Origin of the sequence: Amycolatopsis sp. FBCC-B4732 (assembly GCF_023008405.1) — a bacterium.
In the GTDB taxonomy this organism is placed as follows: Bacteria; Actinomycetota; Actinomycetes; order Mycobacteriales; family Pseudonocardiaceae; genus Amycolatopsis; species Amycolatopsis pretoriensis_A.
This window is the reverse complement of sequence record NZ_CP095376.1, coordinates 1,774,073-1,788,323: the sequence shown is the minus strand read 5'-3', so window position 1 is coordinate 1,788,323 and position 14,251 is coordinate 1,774,073. Positions and strand designations below refer to the sequence as shown.

8 protein-coding genes are annotated in these 14,251 nt (G+C 70.1%); 1 reads left to right on the top strand and 7 read right to left on the bottom strand.

What is annotated here, in order from left to right; all coding sequences use genetic code 11:
• Positions 1-32: 32 nt before the first annotated feature.
• The 6 genes from MUY14_RS07415 to MUY14_RS07390 all read right to left on the bottom strand — a co-directional run bounded on the left by MUY14_RS07415 (position 33) and on the right by MUY14_RS07390 (position 8,570).
• Positions 33-2,450: a phosphoketolase gene (locus MUY14_RS07415; RefSeq protein WP_247022016.1), complete on the bottom strand. Its 2,418-nt coding sequence runs from the start codon at positions 2,448-2,450 to the stop codon at positions 33-35.
• Positions 2,451-2,487: 37 nt separating this feature from the next.
• Positions 2,488-3,108, bottom strand: a complete 621-nt coding sequence (locus MUY14_RS07410; RefSeq protein WP_247022015.1) for an HPP family protein — start codon at positions 3,106-3,108, stop codon at positions 2,488-2,490.
• Between the two features lie 64 nt (positions 3,109-3,172).
• Complete coding sequence (locus tag MUY14_RS07405; protein WP_247022014.1) at positions 3,173-4,291, bottom strand: acetate/propionate family kinase; 1,119 nt, start codon at positions 4,289-4,291, stop codon at positions 3,173-3,175.
• A complete protein-coding gene (locus tag MUY14_RS07400; RefSeq protein WP_247022013.1) occupies positions 4,288-6,981 on the bottom strand; it encodes a cation-transporting P-type ATPase in 2,694 nt (897 codons plus the stop codon). Before MUY14_RS07400 ends, MUY14_RS07405 begins: the two co-directional genes overlap by 4 nt.
• Positions 6,978-7,301 carry a hypothetical protein gene (locus MUY14_RS07395; RefSeq protein ID WP_247022012.1) on the bottom strand — a complete coding sequence of 108 codons (324 nt, stop codon included), beginning with the start codon at positions 7,299-7,301 and terminating at the stop codon, positions 6,978-6,980. The genes MUY14_RS07400 and MUY14_RS07395 overlap by 4 nt, the downstream gene beginning before the upstream one ends.
• A gap of 267 nt (positions 7,302-7,568) precedes the next feature.
• Complete coding sequence (locus MUY14_RS07390; protein WP_247022011.1) at positions 7,569-8,570, bottom strand: IS481 family transposase; 1,002 nt, start codon at positions 8,568-8,570, stop codon at positions 7,569-7,571.
• Positions 8,571-8,978: 408 nt separating this feature from the next.
• On the opposite strand from MUY14_RS07390, the gene MUY14_RS07385 reads away from it, so the two are divergent.
• Positions 8,979-9,371, top strand: a complete 393-nt coding sequence (locus tag MUY14_RS07385; RefSeq protein WP_247022010.1) for a hypothetical protein — start codon at positions 8,979-8,981, stop codon at positions 9,369-9,371.
• A 756-nt stretch (positions 9,372-10,127) separates the two neighbouring features.
• Here the strand turns inward: MUY14_RS07385 and MUY14_RS07380 are convergent.
• Entirely contained in the window at positions 10,128-14,219 is a 4,092-nt protein-coding gene (locus tag MUY14_RS07380) for a tetratricopeptide repeat protein (protein ID WP_247022009.1), read from the bottom strand.
• Positions 14,220-14,251: the final 32 nt, after the last annotated feature.

The window sequence follows — 14,251 nt, the reverse complement described above, 5'->3', positions numbered from 1 at the left end:
CAACTTCGTTTCCCGGCAGGCGAAACCCGCGGTCAGCCGGCCCAGGTCCACCCGCGGATTTCCGGCATGTCCTCGAAGTGTTCACGGATGTAGCCGTGGTGGCGGGTCAGCATGGCGTGGCAGTGCTCGGCCAGTGCCGCGCCGCCTTCGGGAACCCGGGCGGACCTGCGCAGTGCTTCGAGGGCGAGGTGGTAGCGGCTCATCCGGTTGAGCACGACCATGTCGAACGGCGTCGTGGTGGTGCCCTGCTCGGTGTAGCCGCGGACGTGGAACCGGCCCGGCTCGGGGCGGCCGTGCAGCAGCTGGTGCACGGCCCGGGGGTAGCCGTGGAAGGCGAACACGACGTCGGTGGCGGCGGTGAACAGCCGCTCGAACTTCCGCTCGCCGAACCCGTGCGGGTGGTCGGCGGGCGGGAGCAGGCCCATCAGGTCGACCACGTTGACCACCCGCACCCGCAGGTACGGGACGTAGTCGCGGAGCAGCCGGGCCGCGGCCAGGACCTCCAGCGTCGGCACGTCACCGGCGGCGGCGAGCACGATGTCGGGTTCGCTGTCGGCCGTCTCGGTGCCGGCCCAGTCCCATGTGGACGCTCCCGCGGCGCAGTGCGCGGCCGCTTCCTCGAGGTCGAGGTACTGCAGGTGCTCCTGCTTGTCGGCGACGATCAGGTTGACGTGGTCGCGGCTGCGCAGGCAGTGCTCCGCCACCGACAGCGTGGTGTTGGCGTCCGGCGGGAACCAGACGCGCACGACAGCGGGCGCCAGCGGGATGGCGATGTCGATCAGGCCCGGTCCCTGGTGCGAGAAACCGTTGTTGTCATTGCGCCAGCAGGTCGAGGTCAACAACACGTTGAGCGATGCGATCGAGCGCCGCCACGGCAGGTCCGCGGCGTGCTGCAGCCACTTGGCGTGCTGGATCAGCATGGAGGCCGAGACCATCGCGAACGCTTCGTAGGTCGCGAACACGCCGTGCCGGCCCGACAGCAGGTACCCCTCCAGCCAGCCCTGGCACAGGTGCTCCGAGAGCACCTCCATTACCCGGCCTTCGGGTGAGACGTGATCGTCGGTGGTGAGGGCCGGCGCCTGCAAACAGCTGTCGGTGGCCTCGAAGACCGCACCGAGCCGGTTGCTGGCCGTTTCGTCCGGGCAGAACAACCGGAACGTGCCGCCACCGTCGGATTCCCGGGTACTGGCGCGGTAGACGTCGCGCAGCAGCTCACCGAACGGACGGGTGTTGCCGTGGTGCACGGCACCGGGCGCCGGGACGCTGACGGAATACGGTGCCAGGGCGGGGATGTCGAGCCGGTGCAGCAGCCGGCCGCCGTTGGCGTAGGGGCTGGCGGACATCCGCTTGTCACCTGCGGGGGCGAGCGCCCTCAGTTCCGGGACGAGCCGTCCGGCGGCGTCGAACAGGGTTTCCGGGGCGTAGGACCGCAGCCACCGCTCGAGCAACCGGAAGTGTCCGACGTCCTCCCGGACCAGGGTCAGCGGTACCTGGTGCGCCCGGAACGTGCCTTCGACGACGACACCGTCGACGATCGTCGGGCCGGTCCAGCCCTTCGGCGTGCGCAGGACGATCGCCGGCCAGCGGACCGGCCGGAACGGCTCGGCCGAGCCCGTGCGCGCCCGCCGCTGGTTGTCCCGGATCCGGTCGTGCGCCGCGGTCAGGGCGTGGTGCAGGTCGGTGAACACCGCGGCGGGGTCGTCCCCGGCCACGACGACCGGGTCCCAGCCCTGCGCCGTCAGCAACCCGAGCACGTCGGTGTCGTCGGCCCGGCCGAGCACGGTGGGCCCGGCGATCTTGTACCCGTTGAGGTGCAGGATCGGCAGCACGGCACCGTCGCGGCGGGCGTTGAGGAAGGCGGGGATCTTCCAGGACCCCGCCAGCGGCCCGGTCTCCGCCTCACCGTCCCCGACCACGCAGGCCACGATCAGGTCCGGGTGGTCGAACGCGGCGCCCGCTGCGTGGGCCAGGGAATAGCCGAGTTCGCCGCCCTCGTGGATGCTGCCGGGCGTCTGGACGCCGACGTGGCTCGGCACGCCCCCGGGCGTGGAGAACTGCCGCACCAGCCGGGTCAGCCCGGCGACGTCGGCGGAGACGGCGGGGTACGCCTCGCCGTAGGTGCCTTCGAGATAGGCGTTCGCGAGCAGGGCCGGCCCGCCGTGGCCCGGACCGGCGACGTACACGCAGTCGGCGCCGGTGTCGCGGATGAGCCGGTTGAGCAGGGTGTAGATCATCGACAGCCCGGGACTGGTGCCCCAGTGCCCGAGCAGGCGCGGCTTGATGTCCTCCACTGAAAGGGGCTCGCGCAGCAGCGGGTTGTCCTGCAGGTAGATCTGGGCGGCGGTCAGGTAGTTCGCCGCGGCCCACCACCTCAGGTCCAGGTCCCGCTCGTGCTCCTCGTACGCCGAAGCCGTGGTCGTGGTGCTGGTCGAGATCGTGGTCCGCTGCATCGCCGTGGCCTTCCGCCAGGTGGGTCTGGCCGGCCGGTCAGCCGGCCGGGCTGGTGCCGCTCACGCGGACCGCGGTCACCCCGGGCACGGCCTGGGCCAGCACGGTCGCGACGTGCCGGTCGGTCTCGTCGTCGAACGCGTCCACGACCTCGACCTCGCCGCCGTGCACCGCGACGGTCCAGCGCGCCGGCCCGCCGTAGATCGACAGCTGGTGGCGCACGTCGGCCGAAATGACTTCGTCGTCGCGGGCGAGCGCCCGGACGAGGTCGCGCCGGGTGACGATGCCGACGACGTGCGCGCCGTCGACGATCGGCATGCTGCGGATCCGGTCTTCGAGCAGGACGCGCACCAGGTCGACCACGTCGGTGCCCGCGCCCATCCCGACCGCCGGGGTGGTCATCACGCCGCCGACGGTCCCGGCCGGTGGCTCGGGCGGCTCGTCCGGGCCGGTGCCGTCGGCCGGGTGGTACCGGGCGTCACGCGGGAACCGGTCCCGCACGAGGTCCGCCTCGGTCACCACGCCGACGAGCCGGCCGTCGTCGTCGAGGACCGGGAGCGCGGTGAAGCCGTGGGCGGACAACAGGTTCGCGGCGTACTTCACCGTCATGCCCGGTGTCACGGTGACGACGGGGCTGCTCATGATGTCGCGTGCTTGCATCGAACTCCTCTTCCGTCGGCCTTCACGCTAGGGGCGTGCGCGCCGGGCGCGCTGCGGCCGTTCGTCACCGATCGCGGGGTCCACCGGCACCCGCGGCGCGGGCGGCCATCGCCAGGGTCGTCTGCCGGGCGATCTCCAGGCCCTCCCGCGCGGACACGACCAGCACCCGCACGGCCCCGTGCGCCCGGCCGACCTGCCGGTCGCCGTCAGCGGCCAGGCGCCCGGAATCGGTTCGCACCCCGAAGACCCCCAGCCGCTCGCAGAGCTCGGCCAGCAAGGCCGGCTGGTGTTCGGCGACGCCGCCGGTGAACACCAGCGCGTCCAGCCGGTCCAAAGACGCCACCATCGCGCCGATCTCCCGGCGCAGCCGGTGCAGGTAGACCTCGATCGCGGTGCGGGCGTCCGGGTCGCCGCGGTCCCGCGCGGTCAGCACGTCCCGCACGTCACCGCCGGTGCCGGTCATCCCGGCCAGGCCGCTCCCCCGGTCGAGCGCGTCGTCGAGGCCGGCCGCGTCGGTGACGCCGGAGCGCAGCAGGTACAGCAGCAGGCCCGGGTCGACGCTGCCGGAACGGGTGGCCATCACCGCCCCTTCCAGCGGGGTGAAGCCCATCGACGTGTCCACGCCGTGGCCGTCGCGGACGGCGGTCACCGAAACGCCGGCCCCGATGTGGCAGCAGACCAGCCGCAGCCCGGTGGGTTCCCGGTCGAGCAGCTCGGCCGTGCGGCGCAGGGCGGACGCGCAGGAGAGACCGTGGAAGCCGTAGCGCCGCAGCTCGTGCTCGCGGACCCAGCTCCTCGGCAGCGCGTAGTGCGCCGCGGATTCCGGCATCCGGGCGTGGAAAGCGGTGTCGAAACACGCGTACACCGGGCCCGGCACGATCTCGGCGACCACCGCGGCCAGTTCGAGCGACAGCGGCTGGTGCAGCGGCGCCAGCGGGGTCAAGGCGGTCAGCCGCGCGGTTTCCGCGTGGTCCAGCGGGACCGGGTCGGTGCTCAGCCCGCCGTGCACGAACCGGACGCCGGCCGCGTCGATCGGGTGCCGGCGGACCACCAGGTCGGCCAGCGGCTGCCGGGCCTCGGCAGCGGACGCGGCGCCGACCGTGGCGTGGTCGACCTCACGGCCGTCGTCGACGACCGAGAGTTTGACGCTCGAGGAGCCCGGGTTCACCGTCAGCACTCTCATCGGACGTCCCGCGTGTGCCGGCGCCCCGCCCAGCGGAACACCTCGTCGGCACCCCACACGAGCAGCGGCATCGGCAGCAGCAGTGCGATCACCCAGGCGGGCAGCGCGGCGGTGCCGAACACCGGCTGCAGCGCCGGGACGTAGATCAGGGCCGCGGCGAACGCCAGCTCGAAGACCAGGCCGGCCAGCAGCAGCCGGTTCGTGGTGAGCCCGACCGAACGCAGGGACGCCCGCTGGGTGCGCGCGGCGAAGGCGGTCCCGAGCTGGCAGAACACGATGGCGGCGAAGCTCGCCGTGGTGGCCTGCAGGTAGGCGTGGTGCAGCGGTGCGCCGGCCGAGACGTCGACACCGTAGTGCCAGCCCGCCTCGTACAGGACGGCGAAGAAAGCGGCCAGCACCAGGATTCCCGAGAGCAGCCCCATGATTCCCCAGGCACGCAGGAGCATCCACCCGGAGACGACACCCTCGGACCGGCTGCGGGGACGGCGGTCCATCAACCCGGGTTCGGCCGGCTCACGCCCGAGGGCGAGTGCGGGCAGGGTTTCGGTGCCGAGGTCGATCGCCAGGATCTGCAGCACGGTCAGCGGCAGCGGGATCGCTCCGCCCGAGATCGCGAACAGCAGGAACGGCAGGACCTCGGGGACGGCGTGCGCGAAGATGTACAGCACGAACTTGCGGACGTTGTCGTAGACCCGGCGGCCCTCGCGGACGCCCGCGACGATCGTGGCGAAGTTGTCGTCGGTGAGCACGACGGTCGCCGCCTCCTTGGCGACGTCCGTTCCGCCGGCCCCCATCGCGACGCCGATGTCCGCCCGCCGGAGCGCGGGAGCGTCGTTCACGCCGTCACCGGTCATCGCGACGACCGCGCCGCCGTGGCGCAGCGCGTCCGCGATCCGCAGCTTGTCCTCCGGCGCCACCCGGGCGAACACAATCTCTCCGCCGCCCGCCAAGACCGCATCCAGCTCCGCCTCCGGCATGGCGAGCAGCTCGCCGCCGTCGATGACGCGGCTCACGCGGATCCCCACCTGGCGCGCGATCTCCGCCGCGGTCAGCCCGTTGTCCCCGGTCACCACGTGCACGGTGATCCCGGCCGAGTGGCACGCCGCGACGGCGCCGGCGACTTCCGGACGCGGCGGGTCGGCCAGCCCGACGAGGCCGAGCAGGCGCAACCCGGATTCGGCCGCGTCGCGGGTGAGCGGGGCCTCGCCGGGCACCGGTCCGTCGGCGACGGCCAGCACCCGGAGCCCGCGGCCGGCCATCTCGTCCACCAGCGCGGTGATCCGGGCGCGGCGCGGCGCGGTCAGGCCGACCTCGTGACCGGCCGCGTCGAGGGCGGTCAGGCAGCGCGGAACGACCTGCTCGGGCGCACCCTTCGTGTCGCGCATCCGGGGCCCGGTGCGCGATCCGTCCACTGTGGACATCATTTTGAGCCGCGGGTCGAACGGATACAGCACCAGCCGGTCGGCGTCCCGGGTCGACGCGTCGAGCCGGACACCGCTCGCCGCGGCGAAGTCGAGCAGGGCCAGCTCGGTCGGATCCCCGGTGCGCGAGCCGAGATCGGCGGTGCTGCACCGCGCGAGAGTCTCGGCCAGTGGCATCGATCCGGTCAGTGGCTCCCCCGCCGCGTCATGCGCCTCCACGACGTGCATGGCGTTGCGGGTCAACGTCCCGGTCTTGTCCGTGCAGATCACGGTCGTCGACCCGAGTGTTTCCACCGCGGACAGCCGTTTGACGAGCGCGCCGGACTTCGCCATCGAACGCACCCCGCCGGCCAGCGCCAGCGTGATCGTCGGCAGGAGCCCTTCCGGCACGTTCGCCACCAGCAGGCCGATCGCGAACACGAACGCGGCCGGCCACGACAGGCCCGCCGCGACGCCCAGCGGCAGGAAGCCGATCCCGACGGCGAGCGCGACGCCGGCGATGAGCCAGGCCACCCGCCGGACCTGCCGTTCCAGCGGGCTCTCCTCGTGGCCGACCCCCGCGGTCAGCGCGGCGATCCGCCCGATCTCGGTGTGCCGTCCGGTGGCGTGGACCACGCCCCGGGCGGCACCGCCGACGCAGGCGGTGCCGCTGAACACCAGCACCGGCGAGTCGAGGGCACGATCGGCGTCGTCGACCGCGTCCGCCGTGCGGGTCACCGGCCCCGGCTCGCCGGTCAGCATCGAGGCGTCCACCTCGAGGACGCCGTCGACGAGCCGCACGTCCGCGGGGACCCGGTCGCCCTCGGCGATCAGCAGGACGTCGCCCGGGACCAGTTCCCGCACCGGCACGGCCCGCGGCCGGCCGTCGCGCAGCGCGGACGCCTGCGCGGGCAGGTACGCACCGAGCGCGTCGACGGCCCGCTCGGCCTGCTGTTCCTGGACGAAGGCGAGGACGCCGTTGAGCACGATCACCCCGACGATCGCGTACGCCAGGCTGGTGGTGCCCGCGAGCCACGACAGGCCCGCCGCCACCCAGAGCAGCAGCGCGAGCGGGTGGATCACCTGGCGCACCAGGGCGAGCGGCCACTGCCGGGAGCGGTGCGACGGCAGCTCGTTCGGACCCCGTGCCAGCAACCGGCGGGCGGCTTCCCGAGAGGTCAGCCCTTCGGTGGTGGTACGGAGGTCGCGCAGCAACCGCGCGACGGGTTCCCGGGCGTCCGGTTGCGGTTCCGCGGCGGCGGCGGGCTCGGCGCCCACCCGCGTGGTCATCGCGGCTCACCGTCCCGGTAGCGCACGGCGACGGCCTGTCCGGCGACCGCGTTCTCCGCCAGGACGTCGGCGACGAACCGGCGGACACCCTCGTGCCCGGCGACGGACCGGCGCGCTGCGAGCTTCGTCAGTCCCGCCAGGCCGAGCCCGAAGAGCCGGTGGCACCGGGCCGGAAGACGTGCACCGGCCACGGCGCGGATCCGACCGGCCATCGGGAGCGCCGGCGCACCGGTGGACCGGCCTTGACGGCCGAGACCGATGATCGCGGTCACCGTGCTCCGGTAGGGCTCGGCGATCCCCGCGAACTCAACGCGCGCCATGACAGTCCCCTCGGGTCGACTGGTCGTCGCACCGGGGTCCGGGGCACTCGCCGTCAGCTTACGCGCCGACCCGCCGCACCTCGCGCCGAGACGAGGTGACGAACAAGCAACGCCCGGCAGAGCCGGCTGTGCCATGCCGGCCGGGTCCCCGACCAGGGCGACTCGAGCAGGCCACCGCGATATCGATACCGCCCGCGAAGTACGCAGTCTCGTCGCCGAGGCGGTCGCGTCGGCGTCGGCCTGGGTCATCCAGTTGCGCGGGCAGGACTAGTTGTATGAGGCCATGACGTTGGTGACGCCGGTGTGGAGCCGGGTGACCGGTGGCTGGTTCCCAGCGGCAGTGTGTGGTCGATGGTAGTTGTAGTGGATGTTCCAGACGGCCAGGGCTGCGGTGCGGTGTTCTTCACTGAGCCAGACATGGGCGTAGAGGAACTCTTCGGCCAGGATCCGGTTGTAGCGCTCGACTTTCCCGTTGTGGCGTGGGGTGTAGGGCGTGATCCGCTGATGCCGGGCTCCGCGCAGGACGGTGGCGAAGTCGTTCGCGCGGTAGCAGGCGCCGTTGTCGGTGACCAGGCGGTGGATGTGGGTGATGCCGTGGCGGGCGAAGAAGGCTCGGGCGCGGTGGACGAACCCGATCGCGGTCCGGGCGGTTTCGTCGGGCAGGGCTTCGGTGTAGGCCAGGCGTGAGTAGCCGTCGACGGCGGAGTGCAGGTAGGTGTAGCGGGCCCGCTGGCCTCGGGTCTTGCCGCGGCGGGCGCGTTTGTCCTGGTCGCTGCCTTTGCCGTGGATGCGCCAGCCGCCGCCGTCGGGGATCCGGCCGGTCTTCTTCACGTCCAGGTGGACCATGTGCCCGGGCCAGCGGGCGATGATCTTGCGGGGTTCCCGGTTGGTGGCGCCGGTGGGGTCGATAAAGCGGCGCCGGTTGAGCCCGAGGTGCAGCAGGTGCCGGCCGACGGTGCGGACGGAGAGGGTGATGCCTTCGGTGGTGAGTTCGGTGGCGATGCGGCGGGCGGAGTACTTGCGTTGCCTGCGCAGCTGCTCGATCCGGGCCACGACCTCGGCGGGGGTGGCGGTGGGCTGGTGGTGCGGGACGCTGGGCTGGTCGAGCAGGCCGGTCTCGCCATAGCGGCGCCAGCGGTTGACCCATTTGGAGGCGCATTGCCGGGAGATGCCCATTTCGGCGGCGACGTGGGCGATCGGGCGGGTCTGGCAACGCGCGACGAGCCGGCGGCGGCCCTCGAGGGACAGTGGGGCATTACGGTGGTGCACGGACGGGTCTTTCTCCTCGGCGGATGTGTTGGTCGCACTTCTCATCCTGCCGTCGAAAGACCCGTCCCTCGTCTTAGGCCTTCGCCCACGTCACCAACGTAATGACCCGCAACAGCTAGCGCCTGGCCGATGCAGGCCTCGCGCCAGCAACCGGTCGAACAGTGAGTGCTCACAGTGGGTGCGAGCTGAGCCCACGTGTGGCGGCGCGGCTGGCTGCGACCCTCCGTAGTCTTTGGTCCGCCGAGGCAACGCGGCTACGAACACGAAGGGACGCGTCCAGTGCCTGAATCCCACTTGCCCCGAGGCGTCGCTGTGAACCGGGATGTCTCGGTGCAGCGTTTGAAGGCGCTGTTCAGCGGCTCCCGCCCGTGATGGTTGCTGGCTAGCATCGCCGCAGCAGTCCTGGCCATGATCGGTCTCCGCGTCTGGCTCGGCACTAACGACTGGGCTGGGCTCGGCCAGTGGGTCGGCGGGCTCGGCGCGTTCTACGCCGCATGGGCAGCACTGCGGATCGCCCGCGATGAGGCCGGCCGCGAGAACCGGCGCGAGAATGAGCGGCTGCGGGTGCACGCGTACTTCGTCAGCGGCTCGTGGACCTACTCCGACGTGGTCCACGTCGGCACGAACAACGGCGAGCAGAGGTTGGAGAACAAGCGCCCGACGATGAAGATCGAGAACGTGGGAACTGATCCGGTGACGGATGTCGCGGTGGTCGCGACAAACTGGCTTGCCGGCGGTGAGCGGCTGGTGCTCCGAGCGAAGAACGGCCCCAAGCGGACACTCTTGCCCGGTCAGCCGTAGTTACCTGAGTACGACGTCGCGTCTGGTGAGGAGCCTGCTGGCCGAGGGCTGCGCGAGGTCGCCGGATAATCTACACGTCGAGCGGGTCACGACCGTCACGACGTGTTCGCGTGGGCACTGGCTGAACCTGGATCTCTACGACAAGCTCGCGCCGTCGGCTCGCCGAGCTGCGCGGCTGTGCGGACGCCGGGGATCGCCGCGAGTCCCGCCACCACGCACCTCCAGCACCACGAACGCCCACCGGAGACGCCACGAGGGGAAGCCGCGAGCGACCCCGAACTCCTCGAACATTTGTTCGAAGTCTGCGAGACGACGCGGGCGCTGTCAAGCCAAGCCGGACAACCTCACCCCTCCGTGACGCTGCCGCCGCGTACGGCGCTCAGCTCCGTACCCACTGTCGCCGAGCAGGATGTTGACCAGCGCAAACACAGCAAAGTTGGGCTAGCCGGGTTACCTTCGAGCCAGGCGATGATCCCTCGACCTCGGGAGGCTGGCATGGGCTCAGCTGCGTTCCTCCGTCAGGCTCACGCCTCCGCTCAAGGGTGATCTCGCGTGGACGGCCGGGTTCTGAATGCGCCGACGAGCGGACGCTGATTGTTGACGGGTCGCTGCTGATCCATCGTTGAATCTCAGCGGAACGCCGCACGACCGGTCTGCGGCTACATGACCGGGCGGCGGCACGTGGAGCAGGTTAACGGCAGCAGATCATCGTATTGCGAGAAGAGGTTGAAACCCTGCGATAGTTGCGGCACCCGGTCACAGTGGCGGTGAAGTGCGAAAACCCATGTCGTATCGCGCGACCTCGACGGTCGCGTCGGGGCCCGCCGCGGCCCAGGTCAGCAGGGCCGCCTGGGTCTCAGACAACTGGTCACTAACGGGAGTCAGAACCTCGAGCGCGCGGCGCTTCGCCTCCGCCGCCTGATCTGGCTCCAGTCGCTCGAGCAGGAGCATGAGGACTCCGTACTCCTCGGCGAGGTCCACCCGGCCGGGGAAACGCTCGGCAAGTGCTTCGCGGATGGCCCGCGCCTGGTTGAAGTGGGTCATGGCATCGGCGTGGCGTTCCGAGAGGTTCGTAATCTGGGCTAGGCGCTCTTGGACCACCGCCACTCCCCGGAGGACGCGCTCGTGGTCGGGAACCGACGAAAGGATCTCCGTGCGCAGCTGCAGGGCCCGGGCGAACCATTCTTCAGCCTCGGCGAGGCGGTTAACGTGGAGGGCAAGGTCACCTAGGTCGTCGTAGTCGCCGGCGACGTTCAGAACATCGTCGAAGTTTCTGGAATCGAGTGCCACGATTTGCTCCGCGATGGAGGCGGCCAACCGGCGGTATTGGCCTGCCTTAGCGTACTGGCGTTTGGAGATCGCTTCCTTCGCCGTATCCCGTGCGCCAAACTCATGACTTTTCAGGAATTCGCGACGTTCTACAGCAAGGTCTCGACGGCAGCGCTCGATTTTTTCCCTCTGGATGTTCGCCCACTGATCGAATTCGATCGACTGCTCAGGCGGCCGCATGACGTCGAGGTATTCGGTCAAGGTGCGGTCGGCGCGCTCGAAGTCCCCCGCCAGGGCAGACATCTGAAACAGGTCGCCGACTACGACCCGCTCGCCCTCGTTCTGGGCCGCTATGACGACCTTGAGTTGTTCACGATGACGAACCAGGCTCATGAAGTCGCCTCGGGCCGCGTCGATTCGCTCCAGATCCCTGAACGCCTGCAGCCGTCCGCTCGCTCCGAGCTTCTCGTAGGCATCGGTGGCAGCCGCGTAGTCACCCCGCGCGACCAAGAGCTCGGCCCGGCTTTTGCCGGCTGACTGGAGCCCCTCGCGCTCACCAAGTTCACTGTGGATCCGCACGGATCGCGCCAGGTACCGTTCGGCCAGGTCGAACTCACGATAGGCCGTCGCGACGATGCCCAGCTTCTCGTAGCAGACCGCCATCATAGATACGTCGCCCACGGCCTCGAAGGTTCCCAGTGCCTGCGACAGTAGGCGCCTAGCTCCGCTCCATTCGCCGACCAGGGTCAGCAGAATGCCGAGCTGGGCGACTGAGATCGTCGATTCATGTGCGTCACCGACCTCGGCCCGGATCCGGGCGGCGGCCTGGTAGTACTCGAACGCCTCCTGAAACTGACCACGGAACTGGTTAAGCATTCCCAGCTGGTGGATGCAGTTCGCCGCTCCGAGGCGGTCTCCTTGGCTCTCCTTCAGCGTCAGTGCATCCAAGTACAGCGGTTCAGCCTTATCCAGCGCACCCTGACGCTCGAACAGCTCGGCCAGGTTGTATAAGGCAGAGGCCTCGACGATCTCGTCACCGTCGGCCCGGGCGCTCTCCAGGACGTTCGTGAAGGCACGCTCGGCGTCGTCGAGCTGGCCGCGAGCTTTGTAGACCAGCGCGATGTGTCCCTGAATCCGGCTTCGCTGGTGGGCGTCGTACTCGGATTCCGCACTCAGTCCTCGGCTGAGGTCGTAGGCTTCGTCGAAGGCACTTAGGGCCTCGTCATAGTCTCCCGAGTCGAGGGCCAACTCGCCGAGAGCTTGCAAGAGATGTATCCTCGATCGCTCGTCCCAGCCGGGGACGCTCAAGTTCTGCCGGAGGATCTGGTCTCGGGCGACCCACGCACCCTCGCGTCGCAACGCCTGCGCTGCCAGGACGGCTGCTGCTGCCGCCTGCGGCAGGGCGCCAGCAGCCAGGAAATGCTGGTTGGCCTCGGTGAAGTCGTGAATGTCCGAGTCGCTTCTAATGTTGTATGGATCCTGCTGGTCGGCCGTCGATAGCACCCGATTCATAAAGAACTCGCCGGCCATGAACTCGAATCGGTTGAGTGTTTCTCTCTGGAAGTCGTCGGATGCGTTCGCCTGCAGAATCACCCGCAACCAGCGAGGGCAGTCCAGGAGCCCGTCTAGCCGCACGGCCAGGAGGCCGAGGTGGATGAGTCTCTCAGTCTCCGGGCGAACGCCGGTGCCCACGTTCGCGCCTAGCAGGGCCTTGTCCAAGCCTTCGGCCGGAAATGGTGAATTAAAGATTGACGCAGCCAGCAGGGTGAGGTAGGCGTTCCCGTCTGCGAGCTCCCGCACGCGGTCGGCGGCGCCGGACGCGGACCAGGTGATCTCCGCGAATCGGGTGACGAGCGAGTCGGGGACGGACGACGAAAGTGAGAGCGAGCGGTCCAGCGAGAACCACGCTGCCGGATGGCCTCCGAGAAGATCGAACGCGGCTTCGATGGAGTTGTCCGTCCAGCGGCCCACGGCGGGGAGGGACCACGCCAGCTTCACGGTCTCGGGAAGGCTGAGCTGCGGCAGCGAAACCTTGGTGGTGCCCGGGATCTCGGGAACGCGGGAGGTATGTAACAGTCGCAACCCGGGCGTCGCGGCCCAGACGGTCATGAGTTCACGCAGACCTTCTGACTCACAACTCCCGTCGACGACCAGGACCAGGCTCCGCCCGCTCGGAAGGCGGGATGCGAGGCGGCGCAGGCGTTCGGCCCACGGCAATCCGGCGTTGTCATCCCGGACGTCGGCTGATGCGCATCGTGCTGCCACGGCGAATGTCTCCGCCGCGGTCGCCGTCCCGCTGACCATGGCGGTCAGGTCCATCCTCTCTTCGAGGCTCGCAATCACCTGCCACGCGAGAGCCGTCTTGCCGGCCCCGCCCAGGCCGTGGAGGCTGACGCTCTCCTCCAACAGGAGTCTGGCGATCAGCCGTTGCTCTCCGCGGCGGCCGATGAACTCGGACCCGTCCGGTTCCACTCGAACGGCCGGGGCGCCCTCGACCGGGGTGCCGGAGATGAGGGTCGGCGTCTCGTCGGTGGTGCTGAGCGTGACGATGGCCCACTCGTCCAGCCTGGCGATCTGTTGCTGCCGGGGTTCGCCCGGGCCGCTGAGCTGCTCCTGCACGGCGCGCCGGGCATCGGCGGTCGCGGCCGCGAGGTCGGTCGAGCCGGTGGCGAGTATGTTGTAAAGCCGCGTGAAGAAGAGCGTTGAATACCTGTCGGTGACGGAGGTCTGGGTTCCGACGACTGCCTTCACGCCGCTGTGCACGAGCCGGGCGGCAAACGATGGCAGGCCGGGCGCGGCCTCGGCCGAGGTGAAGCAGGCAGCGAGGCAGATGAGGTCGGGTACGGGACCGGCGCCGAGAACTTCGGTGACGAATTCGTCCGCCCCGACGGGCCGGGGCCGCCCTTCGTCGTCCTCCAGGGTCAGCGACCCAACGCCGCCGTGCGTCGACACATGCAGGACATGTGGCTGCACGTTCTCTACACAGGAACGCAGGGAACCAAGGGTGGCGTAGCGCACCAAGGTCAGCTCCAGGCCAGCCGCGCGCGCCGGCCGGACCGCTTCCTCGATGTCTCGAAGCTCACGCTCGTAGTTCAGCAGAGCACCGCCGTTCTCGGTGGGGGCGGCCACGGCGAAGGCGATGCGCAATGGGCCGCCTCGGAGGGTGGGGCGCGGCTGGGGCGACTTGACCGTGCGAAACACCTGCACCCCAGGCTGGAGCACCAAGGGCACCTCGGTTCCAGGGAGGGTCACGGCCTCCCAGGGCAGCCCGGCATAGGTCTCCGACGTCAGGGCGACGTTGACTCGGCGCGACTCACCAAGCTGGGCGATCAGACCGGCGGCGACGCGGCCCGGGAGCAGGGCGTCGCCGAGCAGGCGGCCCACCGCACGCAGGGACGGAACCGCGCCCGGGTCGGCAACCCGGTTAACGGACCGGCGACGGGCGCGCTGGACGTCGGAGATTGAGTCCAGCAGTTCCTGGGTTACGCCGTTGTGGCGTTCGCTCACGTCGAGACCCGGGCCGATCAGCTGGACGACGTTGGCTCTGACATCCAGTTGGAGCAGGACGGCATCACCCATGATCCCTCACGTTCAGACTGACGGGTTGGCGC

Coding starts and splice junctions, on each gene's coding strand:
- MUY14_RS07410 (WP_247022015.1), bottom strand. CDS start 3,108: ATGCAAGCACGCGACATCATGAGCAGCCCCGTCGTCACCGTGACACCG.
- MUY14_RS07395 (WP_247022012.1), bottom strand. CDS start 7,301: ATGGCGCGCGTTGAGTTCGCGGGGATCGCCGAGCCCTACCGGAGCACG.
- MUY14_RS07380 (WP_247022009.1), bottom strand. CDS start 14,219: ATGGGTGATGCCGTCCTGCTCCAACTGGATGTCAGAGCCAACGTCGTC.
- MUY14_RS07385 (WP_247022010.1), top strand. CDS start 8,979: ATGATCGGTCTCCGCGTCTGGCTCGGCACTAACGACTGGGCTGGGCTC.
- MUY14_RS07400 (WP_247022013.1), bottom strand. CDS start 6,981: ATGACCACGCGGGTGGGCGCCGAGCCCGCCGCCGCCGCGGAACCGCAA.
- MUY14_RS07415 (WP_247022016.1), bottom strand. CDS start 2,450: ATGCAGCGGACCACGATCTCGACCAGCACCACGACCACGGCTTCGGCG.
- MUY14_RS07405 (WP_247022014.1), bottom strand. CDS start 4,291: ATGAGAGTGCTGACGGTGAACCCGGGCTCCTCGAGCGTCAAACTCTCG.